The sequence below is a fragment of the Herbaspirillum hiltneri N3 genome, assembly GCF_001267925.1.
GTDB lineage: Bacteria > Pseudomonadota > Gammaproteobacteria > Burkholderiales > Burkholderiaceae_D > Herbaspirillum > Herbaspirillum hiltneri.
In genome coordinates this window covers 475,143-495,916 of record NZ_CP011409.1, presented here as the reverse complement: position 1 = coordinate 495,916, position 20,774 = coordinate 475,143, and the positions used below count along the sequence as shown (strand labels likewise).

Sequence of the window (20,774 nt, the reverse complement as noted above, 5' to 3'; positions counted from 1 at the left end):
CAGGTTGGACGAGTCCGGACGCATCACGAAATGGTGACGCGGAAGCGCGACACCGAATTCTTGAGCAACTCGGCCAGATCGTGCAGTTCGTTGAACAGGGACAGCACCTGTTCGCGGCGCTGCTCGATGATCTCGTTCTCGCTGAGGATGTTCTGGATATCGTGGGCCACGCTGTTGGCGGAAGTGGCCTGATGCCCGGTGGAAGATGAAATGTCCTGGATCAGTTCGGCCAGCTGATTCGACACGCGGCGTATGTCCGACAGCGATGCGCCGGCGGCATCGGACAACTTGGCGCCGTCGACCACGCCGGCAGTCGATTTTTCCATCGCCGCCACGGCGTCATGGGTGTCGGCCTGAATCATGCGCACCAGCGCGCCGATCTGCCTGGTCGCTGCGCTGGAGCGTTCCGCCAGGCGTTGCACTTCTTCTGCCACGACCGAGAACCCGCGCCCTGCCTCGCCGGCGGAAGCGGCCTGGATGGCGGCGTTCAGCGCCAGGACGTTGGTCTGTTCGGTGATGTCGGAAATCAGTTCGGTGATCTCGCCGATCTCCTGCGACGACTCGCCCAGTCGCTTGATGCGCTTGGAGGTTTCCTGGATCTGCTCCCGGATTTCGTTCATGCCCTTGACGGCGTCTTCCACCGCCTTGGCGCCACGCTCGGCCACCACCACCGAGTGGCGTGCGACGTCGGCTGACTTGTTGGCGGAGAGCGAGACATCGGTAATCTGTATCGACATCTCGAGCATGGACTGGCCGGTGTCATGGATGCGGCGCGCCTGGATCTGGCCGGCGCTGGTCAGCTCCTGCGCATTGTCGCGCACCTGGTTGGAGGCAGCCGCCACTTGCGAAGCGGTATGCGTGACCTGTCCGACCAGGCCGCGCAACGCTTCGACCGTGTAGTTCACCGAATCGGCGATGGCGCCGGTGATGTCTTCGGACACGGTGGTGTGCACCGTCAGATCGCCGTCCGCGACTTTCTGCAACTCATTCATGAGCCGCAGGATCGCCGCCTGGTTGATGGCGTTGGTGCGCATGGCGCGCTCTTCCTGCTGTTGCGCATGCAGGCGCTGCCCCTCCGCTTCCTGGCGGCGCAGTTCGGCTTCTTCCGCGTTGCGCCGGCTGCTTTGCAATTGCACCCAGGCGATGCCGACGCCGCACACCAACGCCAGCGCCATCGACAGCAGCATGATCCAGAATGTCCAAGCGCGGCTTTCCTGCGCCTGCCGGTAGTCGTTTTGCAGCACGGTCAGACGCTGCTTGAGGGTTTCGTTTTCCAGGAACACCAACTGCTCGGACTGCTTGGCGGCGATGAAATTCTGCAGGTTGCCGAGGATGTTGGCGACCAGCGACTGGTATTCGCTGAAGACCTTTTCCAGTTCGTTGAGCTTGTCGCGCATATCCTTGTCGCGCACCGCGTTGAGGCCGAGGATTTCGCTGCCGTTAAGGAAGCCGTCGATGATGTCGCGGAAGGTGTTGACGTCCTTGCCGAGCAAGAAGGCGGTTTCCGGATTGACGCCTTCAGAGGTGAGAAATTCATTGGCGCTGCGGCTCAGGCGCAAGGTCAGAAAAATCAGTTGCGCTGCTGCGGCGACTTCGCGCGGCGAGTTGCCTCCCAGCGATTGCAACATCGAAATCTGCTCGCTCATGTCCTGCAGATTGTGCGACAACAGCCGCAATCGCGCCAACGTGACGCCGAAGCCGGTCAGTTCCGGCTGCAGCTTGAGGATGGTGGAAGCGGCCTTGTCAGTGTGATCCCAGATCTTTTGCACGTCAGTCAGCACGGTGTGCATTTCAGGCTCCGGCTTGAGGATGGTATATCCCTGGTATTCACCGCCGAGCATCAGGACGTTAAGTCCCTGGTTGAATTCCTTGCGGCTTTCGGTGAGCTGGCTGAAGGCTTCGCGATTGCCCTGGATGGCGTTGGGTACGGCCTTGCCGATGCGCTGCGAGTGCATGACGAGATCGCTGGTGATATGCGCCTGCAGGCTGACGTGGATATAGTGCTTCGAGCCCAGCCAGAGGAAGAAGAACATCGACAATAACGCAAGGATCAGCAGCATCAGCAAAATACGGGTCTGCGCACGCAGCGACTGACGGCCGATGAACGGCAGGCGGGTATGCTGGTAGCGCTGCATGTACTTGTCCGCCTTGGCGCTGATGGCCGATGGCCGGTTCGCCTGAGATCCCGCTGGCCCGGCTGTTTTATTCTTCGAAAGATACGGCAGCTTGAATGCCATGGCTAAGGCTCCTTGTTACGAGATCGTTGCGCGGTTGCGGCGACGTTGTTGCCTTCAATCCGTTGCACCCGGTGCGACAGTTTTTATATTCCGACTTGCAAGAAACGTGGATCTTCCACAATCCCGGCAAGGCTGATTTCCACCCATTCGTTCCGGTCGCCGTCGAGATAACATTTGCGTCCGTCGTCGCTGCGGGGCTGCTCGGCCATCTCCTGAATGTGTCGCAGTCCCAGAACGCGCGACAGCAGAAAACCCGTGTTGCCTGACAAGGCGGCAGAAACCACCAGTACGCGGCTTTCCTTGCCGGGGGTCTGCCGCGGTCCGCCCAGAAAGCAATCCAGATCGACCACGCCGATCAGCTTGCCGCGCACGTTGGCCAGTCCAAGATACCAATCCCGGGACAGCGGCACCCTGGTCATCGCAACCAGCGTGACGATTTCACCGGCTTCGCGCAGATCGACCAGGCAGCGCCTGTCGCCGATCATCACGCCGAGGCGGCTGTCGCGCATGCCGGAGCCGTCGCGCGCAGCGTCCATGCGTTCCAGCAGCCGCGCCTGGAACTCATGCAGCCGGCCATATCTCCATTGGTCGGGAACTTGGTCCACCCTCACCTCATCTGTCTTGGCTGAGTTCATGCCGCATCGGCATCCATCTGCGTACCGCCACTCAGCCGAGCGCCGCAATTTTGGACAGCAACTCCTGTGCGTCCACCGGTTTGACAACATAGTCGCACGCGCCCTGGCTCAAGGCCCAAATGCGATCGGTTTCCTGATCCTTAATGCTGCACATCATGATCGGAATGTCCCTTAGGCTGGGATCACGTGTCATCTGACGCGTAATCTGGAAACCGTTTTTGCCGGGCATGACGACGTCCATCAGCACCAGTTCCGGCCGGTTGCGTTGTATCTTCCCGAATGCCTCTTCGCCATTGTCGGCGGTCTCGACTTCAAACCCGTGCCTGCTCAGGATCTCCGTCAGGAGATAGCGGTCAGTCGCCGAATCATCGACGACGAGAATTTTCTTGATCCCCATTGCACTGTTACTCCGTACCTGAGAAGTGCTTTTTGTCAGAAATGCGCGGCTTCGGCCTGCCCCCCTGCGTATGTCCTGACGGCCTGTAACATGCCGTCTTCCGTGAATGGCTTGGTCATGAACGCTGCGGCGCCGACGATGGCGCCGCGCGCCCGGTCGAACAACCCGTCCTTGGACGACAACATGACCACGGGAGTTGCATGGAATCTTGCATTTTTTTTAACTAATGCACAAGTCTGGTAGCCGTCGAGCCGAGGCATGAGAACGTCGCAGAAAATCAGGTCGGGGGTGCAATCGGCAAGCTGGGAGAGTGCATCGAAGCCGTCTTCGGCCAGTACTACCCGATGACCGGCCTGCCCGAGGAATAGCGCCGCCGAGCGCCGGATGGTGGCGCTGTCGTCAACAATGAGGATGGTGAAGCTGTGGCGGGCTTGCGCATCAGTCATCAGAGCTCCCGGGAATCGTTGCGGCAGGCGGTGAAGGGTTATTGTTTCGGCTGCAGCCAGCCTGCTTTAGCCGACTATAGCAAAGCGACAGCTGACGCATAAATGGAACAAGCCCGCTTTGCCCCCTCATTTGGGAGCAAAGACGGGCTTGCGGGCGGTTCCCGGAGGAAACTTCGCTGCCGCGAGTCTCCTGACAAGCAACCTGGTTAAAGCGCCACCATCTCGAAATCTTCCTTGCGGGCGCCGCATTCCGGACAGGTCCAGTTGATCGGAACGTCTTCCCAGCGCGTGCCGGGAGCAATATCCTCGTCCGGCAGGCCGGCTTCTTCATCGTAGACCCAACCACAGATCAGGCACATCCAGGTCTTGTATTCTGTTTTGCTATCGCTCACGGCTGACTTCCCTCAATTCAATCTAAAGTAAAATGGTAAACCAGATATCTTAATCTACTCGTCGTGCAAAACCAAACATCTCCACTGATATTAACCTTTGGCGCAGCCGACCCGGTCGGCGCGACAGGCATCCAGGCCGATCTGGCCACGTTTGCCGCCATGGGCTGCCACGGCTTGTCCATCATCACCTCCATTCTGGTCGGCGATACTGCGCGTATCGAGGACATCCAGGTCATCGACGTCGACTGGATGGCCGATCAGGCACGCGTCATCCTGGAAGACATGCCGGTAGCGGCTTTCAAGGTCGGCGCGGTGGGCAGCATCGAGAATATTTCGGCAATCGCCGAGATTGTTTCCGACTACCCGGACATTCCATTGATCCTCGATCCGTTCATCACCGCCATGCCCAGCCAGGAAGGCGACGATGATGACAACCAGATCGCGATCCGCGAATTGCTGATCCCGCAAACCACCCTGATGCTGGCTTCCGCGGTTGAACTGAACCGTCTCGCCGAGACCTGGCGCGAGCCGGTACCCAGCGACGCGCTGCAGCTCGACGCCATGCGCATCATCGAGATGGGCTGCGAATACCTGTTCGTCACCGGCATGCCGGGCGGCGATTCGCACGAAGTTGCCAATGCGCTGTTCGACGAATCCGGCATGATCCGCCGCGACAGCTGGCAACGCCTCCCGGGTTCGTTTACCGGCGCCGGTTCGACCTTGTCGGCGGCCATCTGCGCCATGCTGGCCAATGGCCTGGAAATTCCCGAAGCCGTATCCGAAGCCCAGGAATTCACCCTCGCCGCCCTCGCCCACGCACAACGCCTGGGCATGGGCAAGCTGGTTCCCGATCGCTATTTCTGGGCGCGCGAAAACGACGAGCCCAATTAATCCTTTCCATTCCGTATGAACGCACACAGCCCACGCAATACCAACGAATCCCTGTTCGCCCGCGCACAGAAGACGACCCCCGGCGGCGTCAACTCGCCGGTACGCGCCTTCCGCTCGGTCGGCGGCACGCCGCGCTTCATCACCAAGGCCCAAGGCCCGTATTTCTGGGATGCCGAAGAGCGCCGCTATATCGACTACATCGGTTCCTGGGGCCCGGCCATCGTCGGCCACGCCCATCCGAAGGTGGTGCAGGCGGTGCAGGAAGCGGCCGCGCGCGGCCTGAGCTTCGGCGCGCCGACCGAAGGCGAGATCGACATGGCCGAAGAGATCTGCAAACTGGTGCCCTCCATTGAACAGGTGCGCCTGGTCTCGAGCGGCACCGAGGCGACCATGAGCGCCCTGCGTCTGGCGCGTGGTGCCACCAGGCGCGACAAGATCGTCAAGTTCGAAGGCTGCTACCACGGCCACGCAGACTCCCTGCTGGTCAAGGCCGGCAGCGGCTTGCTGACGTTCGGCAACCCGACCTCGTCAGGCGTGCCAGAGGACTTCGTCAAACACACCCTGGTGCTCGACTACAACAACACGCAACAGCTGGAAGAAGCCTTCAAGGCCGCCGGCAACGAGATCGCGTGCGTGATCGTCGAACCGGTCGCGGGCAACATGAACCTGGTGCCGGCGACGGCGGAATTCCTGCAAACCATGCGCCGCCTGTGCACCGAATACGGCGCCATCCTGATTTTCGATGAAGTGATGTCGGGTTTCCGCGTGGCATTGGGCGGTGCGCAATCGCTGTACGGCATCGCGCCGGACCTGACCGCATTGGGCAAGGTCATCGGCGGCGGCTTGCCGGTGGCTGCCTTCGGCGGCCGCGCCGATATCATGAAGCACCTGGCGCCGCTGGGCGGCGTTTACCAGGCCGGTACGCTGTCGGGCAACCCGGTGGCGGTGGCGGCGGGCCTGACCACGCTCAGGATCATCCAGGAGGCCGGTTTCTACGAACGGCTGTCGGCGCAGACGCGCAAGCTGGCCGATGGCCTCGGCGATGCGGCCCGCGACGCGGGCGTGACTTTCTCGGCGGATACGCTGGGCGGTATGTTCGGTCTTTACTTTTCGGCGGCGGTGCCGACCAGCTATGCTGAAGTCATGCAAGGCGACAAGGAACGCTTCAACGTGTTCTTCCACGCCATGCTCGACCAGGGCGTGTATCTTGCGCCATCGGCGTTCGAAGCGGGCTTCGTGTCGGCGCAGCATGACGACGCGGTCATTGCGGAAACCCTGGTAGCGGCGCGCACGGCTTTCGCGGAGATCGCCAGCTGAATTGCCGCCTGAATCGCGGGTGGTTGCAATCCTGTCGGTTGCAACCATCAGTCAAAGCAGTGGCAGAAAACAAAAAAGGACGCTTTCGCGTCCTTTTTACGTCTGGGAAGACGAATCCGGCTCTGTTTGGCTACTTACGCCGAGAACGACGAACCGCAACCGCAAGTGGTGGTGGCATTCGGATTCTTGATCACGAACTGCGCGCCTTCCAGGTCATCCTTGTAGTCGATCTCTGCGCCGACCAGATATTGGTAGCTCATCGAGTCGATCAATAGCTGGACGCCATTCTTGGTCATGGTGGTGTCGTCTTCGTTGACGATTTCATCGAATGTGAAACCGTATTGGAAGCCGGAGCAACCGCCACCCTGCACGAATACGCGCAGTTTCAGGTCTGGGTTACCCTCTTCTTCGATCAGTTGTGCAACCTTGGCGGCGGCGCTGTCGGAAAAGACCATCGGGGCTGGCATCGAGGTTTCGGGGATTTCGGCTACGGCATTCATATCAGGCTCCTGCGTCTGCGGACAATGAGGACATTATAAGGCGTCTGGAAAAATCATGCATCGCCGCCGGCCGAAGCCGCCAGCTTGAGCACCGGCGCCTCTTCGGTCTGGCCGTGGCTGAGCTTGCCGGACACCAGCGCACCGCCGTGCATTTCCAGAGCTTTGTAATACACATCTCCGGTTATGCGGGCTTTCGGCTGTAATTCAAGTAGCTCGACCGAATGGACGTCGCCGATGATTTCGCCATTGACAATCAGGTGCACCGCGCGGATTTCGCCGACGATCTTGGCGTGCTCCGAGATTACCAGCACGCTCGGCTGGCCGGCCTCGGCGTTGATGTTGCCCTTGATATGCCCGTCAATGCGCAAGCCGCCCTTGAAATGGACGTCGCCCTGGATACTGGTGGAAATGCCGATCAAGCTGTCGATCGTGCTTTTGGATTTACGTCCCAACATGATTCACCTCACAAATTCACGGATTGCTGGGCGCGCATCTGGCCTCTTTCGAGGACGCGAGCCTGAATCGCCTTGATGGTTGCACCCTCGGGCAGGGTCAATACGCCTTCCACCCGCTGATAGTACTTGAATGCGAGCTTGTAGCGCGCCTGATCTGTCGCGTTTTGTTCGGGGAAGTTGATAATAACACTTTTGCCGCCCTGCAACACCGTCACGGAGAGTTGCAGGTTGCCCACAAACTGGCGCCCCTTTTCGCCCTGGATTGCGAGCAATTGATAACGCACCTGATTCGGCACCACCACTTCCGCCTTCAGGCGCTGGATGGTAATGCCGTCGACACCGACGTTGGTCGGCAGCAAGCTTTCAAAAAACGACAGGTCTTCCTTGAGCTTGTTGTTTTCCGTCACCAGTGTCTTGATCTGCCCGGCCAGTTGCGCCTGCGCCGAACGCTCGATATTGAGCTGGCTTTCGGCCGCATTGGCGCTGGTAGACAATTGCTCGCGCTCGGCGCTGAGCTTCTTGACCTGCTCCTTCAGTGCGACCACCTGGTCGCGCATGCCGTCCGGATTCAGGCCGGCAAAATTGTTGCGCCCGAGGTCGTAGGCCCACATCGCCATCGCGCCGCCGAGACCGACCACCACCGCCAGGAACACCGCACGCAGCGGCCAGGGCATGTGACGCTTGATGGTCATCTTCGGCGCCGAAATCGACATGCGCCTGACCCACAGCCTGTATTTCACGGCAGAACCGGCACGTGCATCAGGCCGGTGGTTTCCTCCAGGCCGAACATCAGATTCATGCATTGCACGGCCTGGCCGGAAGCGCCCTTGACCAGGTTGTCCTGCACCACCAGCACGACCACGGTATCGCCGTTGTCCGGACGATGCAACGCGATGCGCAGCATGTTGGATGCGCGCGTGGTACGTGTTTCCGGATGCGCGCCGAACGGCATCACGTCAATGAACGGCTCGTCCTTGTAGGCGTCCTCGAACAGCGCCTGCAATGCGGCATTGTCGATGTCCCGGGTCAGGCGCGCGTACAGCGTCGAATGCATGCCGCGGATCATCGGCACAAGATGCGGAGTAAACAGCAAGCCGACCTTGTCGCCGGTCAATGTACTGAGGCGCTCGACGGTTTCCGGCGAGTGGCGGTGGCCCGACACGCCATAGGCCTTGAAATTGTCGGACGCTTCCGAAAACAGCGTGGCGATCTCGGCCTTGCGACCGGCGCCGGAGACGCCCGACTTGCAGTCGGCGATCAGGTGCGAGGCATCGATCACGCCGGCCTTGAGCAGCGGTGCAAAACCCAGCTGCATGGTGGTCGGGTAGCAACCTGGATTGCCGACCAGGCGCGCCTTGCGGATCGCGTCGCGGTTCAGCTCCACCAGGCCGTAGGCGGCTTCCCTGAGCAGTTCAGGGCAGCTGTGCGGCATCTTGTACCACTTCTCGAACGCGGCGATATCCTGCAGACGGAAATCCGCAGCCAGATCAATCACCTTGACGCCGGCGGCCAGCAATTCAGGCGCCTGCGCCATGGCGACGCCATGCGGCGTGGCGAAGAAGACGACGTCGCAGTCGGTCAGTTTGGCTTTGTCGGGCGAAGAGAAGGCGATATCGACGCGGCCGCGCAGCGACGGATACATTTCCGCCACCGGCATGCCGTCTTCCTTGCGCGATGTCACCGCCTGCAACTGCACGTCCGGATGCGAGGCGAACAGGCGCAGCAACTCCACGCCTGTGTAGCCTGTACCGCCGACAATACCAACCTTGATCATGTTTTTTCCTTGCTGAACGGGCTTTCCCGGGAGCCTTTGATTTTAACAGGAGAATATTTCTGTCACATTACCCTAAGGCGCACCGATTCAAAGCGCAAATAAGGGCGAAAAATCCGCCCCGGAATGCAAAAAGCCGCCAGGCTTGCGCCGGCGGCTTTTCGTTGTGCTGAAAAGCACGCGTCGATATTAACGCTTCGAGAATTGCTTTGCGCGACGAGCTTTGCGCAGACCAACCTTCTTACGTTCGACTTCACGTGCATCACGTGTAACGAAGCCTGCCTTGGACAGTTCTGGCTTCAGTGTTGCATCGTAGTCGATCAGAGCGCGGGTGATGCCGTGACGAACAGCACCAGCCTGGCCGGATTCACCGCCGCCGTGGACGTTGACCATGATGTCGAAACGCTCGACGTTGTTGGTCAGTTCCAGTGGTTGACGAATCACCATCAGACCGGTTTCGCGCGAAAAATATTCATTCGCTGGCTTGCCGTTGACGACGATCTTGCCCGAGCCGGACTTGATGAAAACACGCGCCACTGCACTCTTGCGACGGCCGGTTCCGTAATTGTAGTTACCGATCATGTCTGTTCCTTAGAGTTCGAGTGCTTTAGGTTGCTGAGCAGCGTGCGGATGATTGCCATCTGCATAAACCTTCAGCTTCTTGATCATCGCGTAGCCGAGCGGGCCCTTAGGCAACATGCCCTTGACCGCTTTTTCCAGCGCGCGACCTGGAAAACGCTGTTGCATTTTCAGGAAATTCGTTTCGTAGATGCCGCCTGGGTAGCCGCTGTGACGGTAGTACGTCTTTTCAGTTGCTTTGGTGCCAGTGACACGCAGTTTGCCGGCATTGATCACGACGATGAAATCGCCCGTGTCGACGTGCGGAGTAAATTCTGGTTTGTGCTTGCCGCGCAGTCGGAGTGCCACTTCGCTGGCAACACGTCCGAGGACTTTGTCCGTCGCGTCAATCACGAACCACTCGCGCTTTACCTCATGGGCTTTAGCGGAAAAGGTTTTCATGATGACTTCCTAATATTAAAAATAAACGCTCAATTTGGCGGTTCTGCGGCTATCGGGGCGGCGTGCTGCACGTGCTGCCTCGTCATACCAAACGCAGACTCTTCCTTGTTATCTTTCCCAGAGCGAACGGAAAGCCGAGAATTATAGCCTTTTCAAGGACTTAGCGTCAAACCCTTTATTCCCCGGCCCGCGCGCAGTGGCCTTTTCGGCACATTTTCCTATGAAGCGGCGCCCGCCGGCGAAGGCAAAAAAAACCCGGAACGAGGGTTCCGGGTTTAAATCCACACCAAAGGAGGAGGGTGGAGGAGACAGGGTTGATGGCGTCGAAACGTCAATCAGTGAATTCAATATAGCAAACGAAATTGTGCACTGCAAGATTTAATTTTCCCTATTTGGCTCTATTTAAACAAAGGAAAAACAATAGTTTTTGCTGCTTTGCAATATGCATATATTTGCCTATTCGCGGCGCGTCCGCGCATGCACGGCCAGACCCGGTTTGCGGGAAAAGCTACAATAGCCGCCTCCCCCTTATTTATCGAATGAGAACGCATATGGAATGCACAGTACGCTGGACCGGCCTCTCCTCAGGCATGACTTTCCTCGCAGAAACCGGCTCCGGCCATGTTGTCGCCATGGACGGCGCGCCCGACGGTGGCGGCCGCAACTTGGCGCCGCGCCCGATGGAGGTGGTGCTGCTGGGTACCGGCGGTTGCACGGCCTACGATGTGGTGGTGATTTTGCGCAAGAGCGGCCAGGATATCCGCGGTTGCGAAGTGACTCTCAAGTCGGAGCGCGCCGAACAGGATCCGAAAGTGTTTACCAAGATCCATTTCCATTTCACCGTACGCGGCCGCAATCTCAAGCAAAACGTGGTGGAACGTGCGATCAAGCTGTCCCACGACAAATATTGCTCGGCCTCGATCATGCTGGAAAAGACGGCGGAAATAACGCACTCGTTTGAAATCGTCGACGACCTCGCCGATCCGCCGCAGCAACTGCAACAACAGTAAGCCGCGGGCAGCTGGCGCCCTGCCCGGCCGCAACGGCCGGGCGTCCGACGCTTGCGTTCAGACTCGGTAAGCCACCGTGGTCATGACTTTCGACATGAGCTTCATCGCGGCGCGGATGGCGGCGGGCATCTCGGCAGCGCCGAGAGCCTTGGCGGCTTCACCGTGCTCGACTTCATCTTTGCGCATCTGATCGACGATGGCGCGCGATTTTGCATCTTGCGCCGGGAGTTTTTCCAGATGGCTGATCAGATGCAACTCGACCTGGCGTTCGGTCTCGGCCACGAAACCAAGATTGCGCGCATCGCCCACGCGGGCTGCAATCGAGCCCAGCACATAAGAGCCGGCGTACCACAGCGGATTGAGCAGGCTGGTGTGCGAACCGAGTTCGCGCAGACGCTCTGCGGTCCATGCCAGGTGATCCTCTTCTTCAATCCCGGCGTGCGCGAATTGCTGCTTGAGCGCCTGCGCCTGCGCGAAACGGCCCTGCGCGTCATACAGCGCCTGCGCACACACTTCACCGACATGGTTGACGCGCATCAGGCCGGCGCTATGCCGCTTTTCGGCGTCGCTCATGGCGGCGTCGCCGATCAGCGCGGCGGGATTCGGACGCGATGACGCCACCACGCCGCTGACTACGCGCAAGGCCTTGTCGAGGTCATGAATCAGTTTGTCGGCGAATGACATGGGCGCAATCTCACTCAGAAGTAATCGGGTTGAGCCGGCGGCTCAGGCCATTTTCCAGTTGATGGTTTCACCGCTGTTGAGCGGCACCACCGTGGTATCGCCCATCGGCAATTCTGCCGGGATGGTCCAGTTCTCGCGGCGCAGCGTGACGCGGCCCTGATTGCGCGGCAAGCCGTAGAAGGCCGGGCCGTTGAAACTGGCGAATGCCTCCAGCTTGTCCAGCGCACCCGCCTGGTCGAACGCCTGGGCGTACAACTCCAGCGCATGCAGCGCGGTGTAGCAACCGGCGCAACCGCAGGCGTGCTCTTTCAAACCCTTGGCATGCGGCGCCGAATCGGTGCCGAGGAAGAACTTGTCGCTGCCGGAAATCGCTGCGGCGACCAGCGCCTGGCGATGGGTTTCGCGCTTGAGCACCGGCAGGCAGTAGTAATGCGGGCGGATGCCGCCCTTGAAGATTTCATTGCGGTTGTACAGCAGGTGATGCGCGGTGATGGTCGCGGCGGTCGGGCCATCGGACGACATCACGTAGTCGGCGGCGTCCTTGGTGGTGATGTGTTCGAACACCACCTTGAGCTCGGGCATGTCGCGGCGCAGCGGCGTCATCACGCGATCGATGAAGACCGCTTCACGGTCGAAAATGTCGATGGCCGGATCAGTCACTTCGCCGTGGACCAGGAAAGGCATGCCGGTTTCCTGCAGCACTTCCAGCGTCTTGTAGCAGTTGCGCAGATCGGTCACGCCGGCGTCGGAGTTGGTGGTCGCGCCAGCCGGATACAGCTTGACGGCGTGCACGAAACCGCTGTCCCTGGCTTTGCGGATTTCATCCGGCGGCGTGTTGTCGGTCAGGTACAGCACCATCAGCGGCTCGAAGTCGGACCCGGCCGGCAACGCCGCCAGGATGCGATCGCGATAAGCCGAGGCCAGCGCCACGGTAGTGACCGGCGGCTTCAGGTTGGGCATGACGATGGCCCGCGCGAACTGATGAACGGTGTGCGGCAACACGCTCGCCATGGTAGCGCCGTCGCGCAAATGCAAATGCCAGTCATCCGGACGGGTAATGGTCACTACGTCGCTCATCGCTCTTCTCTTTCCTGATCGTTCTGTTGATGTCTGGGGCGGCGACAGACTTGTCGGCCACGCACGAAATGCCGTTATTTTACCGCAAGGGGTGGCGCACGCCGGTTGCGCCATATCAAGCCGCGTCAAGCCACATCATGCGCAAAAAGCAAAAAACCGCCGCAGCCGAAGCCGGGGCGGTTTTGCTGGTCCTTGCGTCGACAGATGCCGCAGCATCCGCCAGACACGGTCCGCTGTCAGTGCGTGATGATCTTGGCCAGGAAGTCGCGTGCGCGATCCGAACGCGGCGAACCGAAGAAGTCTTCCTTCTTGCAGTCTTCCACGATCAGGCCCTTGTCCATGAAGATCACACGATTGGCGACCTTGCGTGCAAAGCCCATTTCGTGGGTCACGACCATCATGGTCATGCCTTCTTGCGCCAGGCCGACCATCACGTCCAGCACTTCATTGATCATTTCCGGATCGAGCGCCGAAGTCGGTTCGTCGAACAGCATCGCGATCGGATCCATCGACAGCGCGCGGGCAATCGCCACACGTTGCTGCTGACCACCCGACAGCTGGCCCGGGAACTTGTCTTTTTGCGCGATCAGGCCGACGCGATCGAGGTACTTCAGACCCTTCTCGGTGGCTTCGTCCACGCTGCGGCCCAGCACTTTGACCTGGCCGATGGTCAGGTTTTCGCGGATCGACAGATGCGGGAACAGCTCGAAGTTCTGGAACACCATGCCGATGCGCGCGCGCAGTTTCGACAGGTTGGTCTTCGGATCGCCGACAGACACACCGTCAACGGTGATGGTGCCCTTCTGGAACGGCTCCAGGCCGTTGACTGTCTTGATCAGCGTCGACTTGCCCGAGCCCGAAGGACCGCAGACCACGACCACGTCGCCCTTGGCCACGCTGGTGGTGCAATCGGTCAGAACCTGGAAGCTGCCGTACCACTTGCTGACGTTGTTGAGTTCAATCATTTATTTCTCCTAATTCCTGAATACGGTATGTCCGCCGGCGTCAGGCGCATGCCGCGCCGGCGAGAGTCGTTAGCATTGGTTAGCGAATGATGGCGATCTTGTGCTGGAAGCGCTTGACGGTTTGCGACAGCACGAAGCTGAGCACAAAGTAGACCACCGCGACAAACAGGTACATTTCCACCAGACGGCCGTCACGCTGAGCGATTTTCGAAGCGCTGGTGACGAAGTCGGGCACCGAGCCGAGCACGTAGACCAGCGACACGTCCTGGAACAGCACGATGGTCTGAGTCAACAGGATCGGCGTAACGTTGCGGAACGCCTGCGGCAGCACCACGTTGCCCATCATCTGCCAGTAGTTCATGCCGATCGCGTAGCCGGCAAATACCTGGCCGCGCGGGATCGACTGAATGCCGGAACGCATGATTTCGCAGTAGTACGCCGCTTCAAACAGGATGAAGGTGATCAGCGCAGATTGAAATGCACCGACCTGGATCGGCTCACTGGCGCCGATGACCCATGCACCGATGAACGGCACCAGGAAGTAGAACCAGAAAATCACCAGCACCAGCGGCACCGAGCGGATCAGATTGACGTAGGTGGTGGCGACGAACGACAACGGCTTGTTGCTCGACAGGCGCATCATCGCCAGCAGGGTGCCCAGGATGATGCCGCCTACCATGGCCGAAATCGTCAGCACCAGGGTGAACTTGAGGCCGGTCGTGATCAGGTAGAACCACGAGCGCTGAATAATATCGAAGTCGAAATTAGAAAACATAGTTTAATGTCCTCCCGTACTGGAGCTGCCGGTCGTGATGTAACCGGGCACGGCGGTGACGCGCTCGAGGAAGCGTGCCAGCAACAGCGCGATGACGGAAATGATGATGTAGATGATCGTGGCGCCAGTCAGCGATTCGAAGGTCTGGAACGTGAATTCGCGCATCGAGTAGGTCGCTGCGGTCAGTTCCACCAGGCCGATGGTCAGCGCCACCGAGCTGTTCTTGATGATCGCCGCAAATTCGTTGGTCAGCGCCGGGATGATGATCCGGAACGCCATCGGCAGCAGCACGTAGCGGTAAGTCTGTACCGGCGTCAGGCCGAGTGCAGCGCCGGCCATGCGCTGGCCGCGCGGCAAGGCGTTGATACCGGTGCTGACCTGCACGGCGACACGCGAGGACGTGAAGAAACCAAGCGCCAGGAAGGCGGTGACGAACGACGCCTCAGGAAGGCTCTTGAGCCAATCGCCCACTGCGGCAGGAACCAGTTCCGGCATCACGAAGTACCAGAGGAACATCTGGACCAGCAGTGGAATGTTACGGAACAGCTCAACGTAACCGTTGGCAATTCTGACGGCCCATGGTTTCTGGGTCGTGCGGATGGTACCGACGACCGTACCCAGAATCAGCGCCATGATCCAGGCCAGTACGGCCGTGGCGATGGTCCATTTCAGGCCGATCAGCAATGTATCGATATAGGGGATGCCGTCGGGAGATTGCTCCCAGAATATGCCCCAGTTCCAGTTGTAATGCATAAATGCCCTCGTCTTCTCGTCTCGACTCGTTTGCGATCAAGAACCCCATTTTCACGGCGCTCTTCGGCTGCCTGCGCCGGCTTTCATCTACAGTGAAAGACGACTTCTGAGCAGGTCTTGCTTTTCTTCGCCAACTTAAACAAAACGGGGGACAACTCCCCCGTTTCGTTTTTCATGCTGCGCGGCAATCAAATGCCGCGCTTTCAAGCATCTCTCCGGCTTACTTCTTCTTCGAAGATTGCTTTTGCGCTTCAGGCACGGCTGCATAAGCGGCCGGATCGCCCGAATCGGTCGGCTTGGCGAAGACAGCTTGCAGTTGCGGGCTCATCGGCACGTTCAGGTTGACACCCTTTGGCGGGATCGGCGATTGGAACCACTTGGCGTAGATCTTCTTGATGTCGTCGCCCTTGTAGACGTTGATCATCGCGTCATCCACGACCTTCTTGAAGGCGGTATCGCCTAGCGGTAGGATCAGGCCGTATGGCTCAACCGACAGCGCTTCGCTGGAAACGACGTAGTCGCCAGGCGCCTTGGAGTTTGCAGCCAGCGAGGACAGCAGGATGTCGTCCATGACGAACGCCACTGCACGACCGGTTTCAACCATCAGGAACGCTTCGGCGTGATCCTTGGCAGCCAGGATGTTCATGCCCAGGTTGCGTTCGGTATTCAGCGTGGTGATCTGCTTCAGGTTCGATGTACCGGAAGTCGAGACGATAGTCTTGCCCTTCAGGTCATCCAGCGTCTTCAGGTTGGCAGCCTTCTTGGTCAGGAAACGGTTCGCGGTGACGAACTCGGTGACGGCGAAAGCAACTTGCTTCTGACGCTCCATGTTGTTGGTCGCGGAATCGCACGAGATATCAGTTGTGCCGTTGGCGATCAGTGGAATACGGGTTGCCGAAGTCACGGGAACCATCTTCACGTTCAGCGAAGTCAGGCCCAGTTTCTTCTGGATCGCTGTCGCCGCTTTCAGGCACAGGTCGATCGAGTAGCCTTGATACGATTGCTTGTCATCCAGATAGGAGAAAGGAATCGATGCATCACGAACGCCCAGCGTCAGTGTGCCGGTTTCCTTGATTTTTTTCAGACGACCGGTGAACTCTTCTGCGTGGACCGAGCCCATCAAAACGCTTGCCCCAACCAACACCCCTGCGAACTTTAATAACTTCATGTGACCTCCTGGAAAAATTTTTACGTAGTGTACCAAAAGCCATTCTTCAAAAATAGCCTTCATTCTTGAAAAGACGCTATTTTGCGCTCAATTCAGCTTAGCTTACAAAACCATCCCGCTCACCGCCAGCGTGTCGATTGCCGCCAATGCGCCATTGCAGCAAAACACGCAATCTTCAATCGTCGCCGACCTTGTCCGTGGGATACCGCAAAGTATCGCGCAAAATGAAGCCCATCGGCATGTTCATCGACGGCACTTTTGCGCTGATCGGCTGCACGAACCAGCGATCGTAAATCCTGTAAATCTCGCCTGACCGTACGATCCGCACCATTTGCAGGTCCACGAATCTTTTGAATTCGGGATCGCCCTTGCGCATCATGATGCCGTAAGGCTCCAGCGATAGCGCCTCGCCCACGACCTGGTAATTCTCCGCCTGCGGCGCCGACAAGAGGTAGCGCCGCAACAGCACGTCTTCCATCACGAAGGCATCGGCCTTGCCTTTCTCGACGCTATCGAAGGCGTCTCCGTTATACGCGACTTCCACGATCCTGATATTCAGCGAGCGGATTTTGCTGCGCTGCTCCAGCAACTTCACCATCGGCGTGTTGCGTGGCACAACGACGGTCCTATCGCGCAAATCCTCCCAGTTGCGAATGCCGGAATCCTTCTTCACCAGCATGCGCACCGCCGCAAAAAAATGCGGCACCGTGAACGCGGCAATCTTGCGCCGCTCGGCGTTGTTCGTGGAAGTGCTGCACTCCAGATCCGCCTTGCCCTGATCCAGCGCGATGAAGCGCGTCACCGTGTCGACTTCCAGGAACTGCACCTGCATGCGCGGCAACTTCAATTCTTTGCGCAAGCCTTCCGCGATATTCCTGCACAGTTCAATCGTGTAACCGGTCACCTGCTTGTCGTCGCCGAGAAACGCAAACGGCGTCGTGCCGTTCAGGTAAGCGATCACCACCGCATTGGTGCGCCGGATTTTTTCCAGCGTTCCTTCCGACCGTGCCTGCATCGGCAAGCCGATGCATAAACTCAGGAGTATCGCGTTGATGATCCACCGCGTCGTCGCCTGGCTGGCATATCGAGTCATCATCGCGCGCCCTTTTGCCGACGCATGGCATCGGAGATTTATCATGAGCAAGTATCATGCCAGAAAATCAAGTCTCCAATCGCGAGATCAGCGCGGCAATTCAAGCCCTTATTGCCCCATTTGCCCGCTTGGCCACTCTCGCATCGGGCAAGCCAAAGCCGCGTCGGCAGGCGCATACGGCAAATTCGTCAAAAGGGGAAACAACCCGCCAGCGTAGTGCGCTGCGCATGCACCGGCGCACGTGTATGCGCACGAAAAGTGCGCACCAGCGGCATGACGAATGTCAGCGTGGACGGTATGTATTTGGCGTGGACGTCTCCTCCTTCGCGCTCGGCATCGCTTGTCTGCAACCATGGAAAAAATGCGATCAAACGCACCTGCGTTTCTCGCAATTCCCGACTGCAAAAACCTGCCGCCGATTCATCTTTTTTACTGCACACGGCAAGCGAAGATATTGGTCTTGTGATTCTTCCGCCTGCCGTGTTGCTGTGTTGCTGTGCTATTGCATTGATGCGTTTTCGCTGCCGGGCATCAAGGATACAGGCCACGCATTTCGCGCGCCTGCAGCACGCGGGTGCAGGCAACGATGAAGGCCGCCGTGCGCAACGAAATTTTCTTTTCGTCCGCCAGTTGCCACACCGCCGCGAACGCTTCGCGCATGATGCGGGTCAGGCGCAGGTTGATCTCGTCTTCAGTCCAGAAGAAGCTCGAGAAGTCCTGCACCCATTCAAAGTAGCTCACTGTCACACCGCCGGCATTGGCGATCACGTCAGGAACGATGAGCACACCCTTGTCGTGCAGGATGTCATCGGCCGCCGGTGTGGTCGGACCGTTCGCCCCTTCGAGAATGATCTTGGCGCGAATCATCGAAGCATTGGCTTCAGTGATTTGCTGCTCGAGCGCGGCAGGCACCAGAATGTCGCAATCGGTCGCCCAAAACAGGGCGCGATCCGTCACTTCGTCGGCGCCCGGGAAACCCCGGACGCTGCCGTGTTCAGCCACATAAGCCTGCAACGCCGGCACATCCAGACCGCTGTCGCGCACGACCGTCGTGATGTGATCCTGCACCGCCACCACCTTGGCGCCGGCTTCCGCAAACAGACGTGCGGCAATGCCGCCGACGTTGCCGAAACCTTGTACCGCGACGCGTGCATCCTTGATGTCGAGACCGCGTTTTGCCGCTGCTTCGCAGCCGACCACGAACACGCCGCGGCCGGTCGCTTCATGGCGACCCAGGCTGCCGCCGAGCGAAATCGGCTTGCCGGTGACGACGCCAGAAGCAGTGCTGCCCTGGTTCATGGAATAGGTGTCCATCATCCATGCCATGATCTGCGAATCGGTATTGACGTCAGGTGCGGGAATATCCTTGTTGGGTCCGATGATGATGCCGATTTCGCTGGTGTAGCGACGCGTCACGCGCTGCAGTTCACCGCGCGACAGGGTTTTCGGATCAACGCGGATGCCGCCCTTGGCGCCGCCGTACGGCACGTTGACTGCGGCATTTTTGACGGTCATCCAGGCCGACAGCGCCATCACTTCGGACAGTGTGACGTCCTGATGGAAACGCACGCCGCCCTTGCCCGGACCGCGGGAGGTGTTGTGCTGCACGCGGTAGCCTTCGAAGTGGGCGATGGTGCCGTCGTCGCGCTCAATCGGCACGTCGACGATCAGGATGCGCTTGGGACGCTTCAGGGTTTCCACCCAGCGCGCCAGCGAGCCGAGGTGAGGGGTGACGCGGTCAATTTGTTCGAGATAGACGCCCCATGGACCGATGCCATGCGGAGTGACGTATGAAGGGACTTCGTGCTGCTTGAGTGGTTCGTTCGACATGATGCAATCGCTCCTTGATGTTGCCACGCTTAGCCATGCTGGCCGAGGCTGCTGCAAAATTAATCAAACTCGCGGAAATCATTGGAATTCAACGGAATTCAAGCTAACGCCATCCTACTCCGGTAGCGTCCGCATTGTCGCGCAATGTTGCTTAATTTTTCAGCCGCCGCCGGGTGAAAAACCCGGCCGGGAGAGCGGATGCGCCTGCACAAAACCATCGTGCAAACTTGACATCCAGGCACGCCATCGACAGCGACGCCATCGTAGGTCAATGCGATGCAGCAAAGCTAATGCTTTGTGCGCATGCAACTATGCGTTCTACGCATAGTTATTCTTCGATCCTTGTTTTACGGGGCTTTCGAGGCCTTTTTTGTCCGCACGACGGCGGCATTCCTGCCTGCCTCGAGCTCCTGCAGATAGTCCCACAAGCGCGCCACCACCACCTTGCCGCTGCGTTGCGGAGTCGGCCGTTCTCGGTACAAACGGATTTCCATCTCGACTTCCCATTCGCCCTGGGCGCCGTCGGCGCGTGCGAGTTGCTTGTTGCGCACTTCGCGCGTGACCGAGGACTCCGGCAGGAAAGCCACGCCGTGCCCTTCCAGGGCCATCATCTTGAGGCTTTCCGACATGTCGGTTTCGTAGTGCTTTTCCAGGTGCAGCGGCTTCTTGGCGTCGGTGAGGATGAGCTCCACCATGCGGCCGAGGTAGGCATTGGGCGTATAGGACAGGAACGGCAACGGCGCCTTGGAACTGCCCGGGAACACATAATCCGGCTTGCCGGTGCGATCGCAGCGCGAGTACGGACGCACGCTTTCCTTGCCCATGCTGAGCATATCGTAGCGGCTGGAATCGAGCTGCACCGGCTGGCGCGGATGGTGATAGCACAGCAGCAAGTCGCAGCCGCCTTCGACGATGGTCATGACGGCGTCATGCACGTTGAGCGCGATCAGGCGCGTATTGAGCGCGCCGAAGCCGGACTCCAGCGAACTGAGCCATTTCGGAAAATAGGTCAGCGATAAGGTATGCGGCACCGCAAAATCGACGGTGGTCTGCGCCGCCGGGCGCTTGCCGCGCAACAGCGCACGGGTGTTATTGATCTGGCCGAGCATTTCCACCGCCTGCTCGTAGAACACTTCGCCGGCCGCCGTGAGTCGCGTCGGATAAGACGTGCGGTCGATCAGGTCCGAGCCGAGCCAGGCTTCGAGCGACTGGATGCGCCGTGAAAACGCCGGTTGCGTCACGTGGCGCAATTCTGCGGAGCGACTGAAACTGCGCGTTTCAGCAAGGGAAATGAAATCTTCCAGCCACTTGGTTTCCATGCTTTCTATCCCACCTCATGAGGGCATGCGCCGCTCTTG

24 protein-coding genes are annotated in these 20,774 nt (G+C 59.2%); 3 read left to right on the top strand and 21 right to left on the bottom strand.

Annotation, left to right across the window (positions count from 1 at the left end; genetic code table 11):
- Positions 1-23: 23 nt before the first annotated feature.
- The 5 genes from F506_RS02260 to F506_RS02240 all read right to left on the bottom strand — a co-directional run bounded on the left by F506_RS02260 (position 24) and on the right by F506_RS02240 (position 4,074).
- Positions 24-2,237, bottom strand: a complete 2,214-nt coding sequence (locus F506_RS02260) for a methyl-accepting chemotaxis protein (protein WP_053195146.1) — start codon at positions 2,235-2,237, stop codon at positions 24-26.
- Between the two features lie 83 nt (positions 2,238-2,320).
- Positions 2,321-2,842, bottom strand: coding sequence for a chemotaxis protein CheW (locus tag F506_RS02255; RefSeq protein WP_235471344.1), 522 nt, complete (start codon positions 2,840-2,842; stop codon positions 2,321-2,323).
- Positions 2,843-2,903: 61 nt separating this feature from the next.
- On the bottom strand, positions 2,904-3,269 hold the full coding sequence (locus tag F506_RS02250) for a response regulator (protein WP_053195145.1): 366 nt from the start codon (positions 3,267-3,269) through the stop codon (positions 2,904-2,906).
- A 35-nt stretch (positions 3,270-3,304) separates the two neighbouring features.
- On the bottom strand, positions 3,305-3,715 hold the full coding sequence (locus tag F506_RS02245) for a response regulator (protein ID WP_053195144.1): 411 nt from the start codon (positions 3,713-3,715) through the stop codon (positions 3,305-3,307).
- Positions 3,716-3,921: 206 nt separating this feature from the next.
- Entirely contained in the window at positions 3,922-4,074 is a 153-nt protein-coding gene (locus F506_RS02240) for a rubredoxin (RefSeq protein WP_040503154.1), read from the bottom strand.
- Positions 4,075-4,170: 96 nt separating this feature from the next.
- Here F506_RS02240 and thiD point away from each other — a divergent pair, with 96 nt between their 5' ends.
- Both thiD and hemL read left to right on the top strand, forming a co-directional pair.
- Positions 4,171-4,998, top strand: coding sequence for a bifunctional hydroxymethylpyrimidine kinase/phosphomethylpyrimidine kinase (gene thiD / locus F506_RS02235; RefSeq protein WP_053195143.1), 828 nt, complete (start codon positions 4,171-4,173; stop codon positions 4,996-4,998).
- Positions 4,999-5,013: 15 nt separating this feature from the next.
- Positions 5,014-6,315 carry a glutamate-1-semialdehyde 2,1-aminomutase gene (gene hemL / locus F506_RS02230; protein ID WP_053195142.1) on the top strand — a complete coding sequence of 434 codons (1,302 nt, stop codon included), beginning with the start codon at positions 5,014-5,016 and terminating at the stop codon, positions 6,313-6,315.
- Positions 6,316-6,449: 134 nt separating this feature from the next.
- Here the strand turns inward: hemL and erpA are convergent, their stop codons facing one another.
- The 6 genes from erpA to rplM all read right to left on the bottom strand — a co-directional run bounded on the left by erpA (position 6,450) and on the right by rplM (position 10,061).
- Positions 6,450-6,815, bottom strand: coding sequence for an iron-sulfur cluster insertion protein ErpA (gene erpA, locus F506_RS02225; protein ID WP_016832796.1), 366 nt, complete (start codon positions 6,813-6,815; stop codon positions 6,450-6,452).
- 53 nt (positions 6,816-6,868) lie between these two features.
- Entirely contained in the window at positions 6,869-7,270 is a 402-nt protein-coding gene (locus F506_RS02220; RefSeq protein ID WP_007877923.1) for a bactofilin family protein, read from the bottom strand.
- A gap of 8 nt (positions 7,271-7,278) precedes the next feature.
- On the bottom strand, positions 7,279-7,983 hold the full coding sequence (locus F506_RS02215; protein ID WP_053201165.1) for a DUF6776 family protein: 705 nt from the start codon (positions 7,981-7,983) through the stop codon (positions 7,279-7,281).
- A gap of 23 nt (positions 7,984-8,006) precedes the next feature.
- A complete protein-coding gene (argC, locus tag F506_RS02210) occupies positions 8,007-9,044 on the bottom strand; it encodes an N-acetyl-gamma-glutamyl-phosphate reductase (RefSeq protein WP_053195141.1) in 1,038 nt (345 codons plus the stop codon).
- Between the two features lie 186 nt (positions 9,045-9,230).
- Positions 9,231-9,623, bottom strand: coding sequence for a 30S ribosomal protein S9 (rpsI, locus tag F506_RS02205; protein WP_034299906.1), 393 nt, complete (start codon positions 9,621-9,623; stop codon positions 9,231-9,233).
- Positions 9,624-9,632: 9 nt separating this feature from the next.
- Positions 9,633-10,061, bottom strand: coding sequence for a 50S ribosomal protein L13 (gene rplM, locus F506_RS02200; protein WP_007877931.1), 429 nt, complete (start codon positions 10,059-10,061; stop codon positions 9,633-9,635).
- A gap of 551 nt (positions 10,062-10,612) precedes the next feature.
- Here rplM and F506_RS02195 point away from each other — a divergent pair.
- The gene (locus F506_RS02195; protein WP_053195140.1) at positions 10,613-11,071 is read left to right on the top strand and encodes an OsmC family protein; all 459 of its coding nucleotides are present in this window, start codon (positions 10,613-10,615) and stop codon (positions 11,069-11,071) included.
- Positions 11,072-11,128: 57 nt separating this feature from the next.
- On the opposite strand, the gene coq7 is transcribed toward F506_RS02195, so the two are convergent.
- From coq7 to F506_RS02150, 10 genes are all read right to left on the bottom strand, one after another.
- Positions 11,129-11,755 carry a 2-polyprenyl-3-methyl-6-methoxy-1,4-benzoquinone monooxygenase gene (gene coq7, locus F506_RS02190; protein WP_053195139.1) on the bottom strand — a complete coding sequence of 209 codons (627 nt, stop codon included), beginning with the start codon at positions 11,753-11,755 and terminating at the stop codon, positions 11,129-11,131.
- Between the two features lie 42 nt (positions 11,756-11,797).
- Positions 11,798-12,832: a dihydroorotase gene (pyrC, locus tag F506_RS02185; protein ID WP_053195138.1), complete on the bottom strand. Its 1,035-nt coding sequence runs from the start codon at positions 12,830-12,832 to the stop codon at positions 11,798-11,800.
- A 236-nt stretch (positions 12,833-13,068) separates the two neighbouring features.
- Complete coding sequence (locus F506_RS02180) at positions 13,069-13,797, bottom strand: amino acid ABC transporter ATP-binding protein (RefSeq protein WP_053195137.1); 729 nt, start codon at positions 13,795-13,797, stop codon at positions 13,069-13,071.
- 79 nt (positions 13,798-13,876) lie between these two features.
- Positions 13,877-14,572, bottom strand: a complete 696-nt coding sequence (locus F506_RS02175) for an amino acid ABC transporter permease (RefSeq protein ID WP_053195136.1) — start codon at positions 14,570-14,572, stop codon at positions 13,877-13,879.
- 3 nt (positions 14,573-14,575) lie between these two features.
- Complete coding sequence (locus F506_RS02170) at positions 14,576-15,325, bottom strand: amino acid ABC transporter permease (protein ID WP_053195135.1); 750 nt, start codon at positions 15,323-15,325, stop codon at positions 14,576-14,578.
- Between the two features lie 220 nt (positions 15,326-15,545).
- A complete protein-coding gene (locus F506_RS02165) occupies positions 15,546-16,493 on the bottom strand; it encodes an amino acid ABC transporter substrate-binding protein (protein ID WP_053195134.1) in 948 nt (315 codons plus the stop codon).
- A 175-nt stretch (positions 16,494-16,668) separates the two neighbouring features.
- Positions 16,669-17,589 (bottom strand): amino acid ABC transporter substrate-binding protein, encoded by a 921-nt coding sequence (locus tag F506_RS02160; protein ID WP_235471341.1) that lies wholly within the window; start codon positions 17,587-17,589, stop codon positions 16,669-16,671.
- Between the two features lie 185 nt (positions 17,590-17,774).
- Entirely contained in the window at positions 17,775-18,134 is a 360-nt protein-coding gene (locus F506_RS23375) for a hypothetical protein (protein ID WP_158443110.1), read from the bottom strand.
- A complete protein-coding gene (locus F506_RS02155; RefSeq protein ID WP_053195133.1) occupies positions 18,118-19,416 on the bottom strand; it encodes a Glu/Leu/Phe/Val family dehydrogenase in 1,299 nt (432 codons plus the stop codon). Before F506_RS02155 ends, F506_RS23375 begins: the two co-directional genes overlap by 17 nt.
- A 347-nt stretch (positions 19,417-19,763) precedes the next feature.
- Positions 19,764-20,735: a LysR family transcriptional regulator gene (locus tag F506_RS02150; protein WP_053195132.1), complete on the bottom strand. Its 972-nt coding sequence runs from the start codon at positions 20,733-20,735 to the stop codon at positions 19,764-19,766.
- Between the last annotated feature and the right edge of the window lie 39 nt (positions 20,736-20,774).

Bases quoted from the DNA above. Each gene is read 5' to 3' on its own strand.
- pyrC (WP_053195138.1), bottom strand. From the start codon at position 12,832: ATGAGCGACGTAGTGACCATTACCCGTCCGGATGACTGGCATTTGCAT.
- F506_RS02165 (WP_053195134.1), bottom strand. From the start codon at position 16,493: ATGAAGTTATTAAAGTTCGCAGGGGTGTTGGTTGGGGCAAGCGTTTTG.
- F506_RS02155 (WP_053195133.1), bottom strand. From the start codon at position 19,416: ATGTCGAACGAACCACTCAAGCAGCACGAAGTCCCTTCATACGTCACT.
- coq7 (WP_053195139.1), bottom strand. From the start codon at position 11,755: ATGTCATTCGCCGACAAACTGATTCATGACCTCGACAAGGCCTTGCGC.
- rplM (WP_007877931.1), bottom strand. From the start codon at position 10,061: ATGAAAACCTTTTCCGCTAAAGCCCATGAGGTAAAGCGCGAGTGGTTC.
- F506_RS02240 (WP_040503154.1), bottom strand. From the start codon at position 4,074: ATGTGCCTGATCTGTGGTTGGGTCTACGATGAAGAAGCCGGCCTGCCG.
- hemL (WP_053195142.1), top strand. From the start codon at position 5,014: ATGAACGCACACAGCCCACGCAATACCAACGAATCCCTGTTCGCCCGC.
- F506_RS02195 (WP_053195140.1), top strand. From the start codon at position 10,613: ATGGAATGCACAGTACGCTGGACCGGCCTCTCCTCAGGCATGACTTTC.
- F506_RS02180 (WP_053195137.1), bottom strand. From the start codon at position 13,797: ATGATTGAACTCAACAACGTCAGCAAGTGGTACGGCAGCTTCCAGGTT.
- F506_RS02215 (WP_053201165.1), bottom strand. From the start codon at position 7,983: ATGTCGATTTCGGCGCCGAAGATGACCATCAAGCGTCACATGCCCTGG.
- rpsI (WP_034299906.1), bottom strand. From the start codon at position 9,623: ATGATCGGTAACTACAATTACGGAACCGGCCGTCGCAAGAGTGCAGTG.
- F506_RS02160 (WP_235471341.1), bottom strand. From the start codon at position 17,589: ATGATGACTCGATATGCCAGCCAGGCGACGACGCGGTGGATCATCAAC.
- F506_RS02150 (WP_053195132.1), bottom strand. From the start codon at position 20,735: ATGGAAACCAAGTGGCTGGAAGATTTCATTTCCCTTGCTGAAACGCGC.
- argC (WP_053195141.1), bottom strand. From the start codon at position 9,044: ATGATCAAGGTTGGTATTGTCGGCGGTACAGGCTACACAGGCGTGGAG.
- F506_RS02175 (WP_053195136.1), bottom strand. From the start codon at position 14,572: ATGTTTTCTAATTTCGACTTCGATATTATTCAGCGCTCGTGGTTCTAC.
- erpA (WP_016832796.1), bottom strand. From the start codon at position 6,815: ATGAATGCCGTAGCCGAAATCCCCGAAACCTCGATGCCAGCCCCGATG.
- F506_RS02220 (WP_007877923.1), bottom strand. From the start codon at position 7,270: ATGTTGGGACGTAAATCCAAAAGCACGATCGACAGCTTGATCGGCATT.
- F506_RS02260 (WP_053195146.1), bottom strand. From the start codon at position 2,237: ATGGCATTCAAGCTGCCGTATCTTTCGAAGAATAAAACAGCCGGGCCA.
- F506_RS02245 (WP_053195144.1), bottom strand. From the start codon at position 3,715: ATGACTGATGCGCAAGCCCGCCACAGCTTCACCATCCTCATTGTTGAC.
- F506_RS02170 (WP_053195135.1), bottom strand. From the start codon at position 15,325: ATGCATTACAACTGGAACTGGGGCATATTCTGGGAGCAATCTCCCGAC.
- F506_RS02250 (WP_053195145.1), bottom strand. From the start codon at position 3,269: ATGGGGATCAAGAAAATTCTCGTCGTCGATGATTCGGCGACTGACCGC.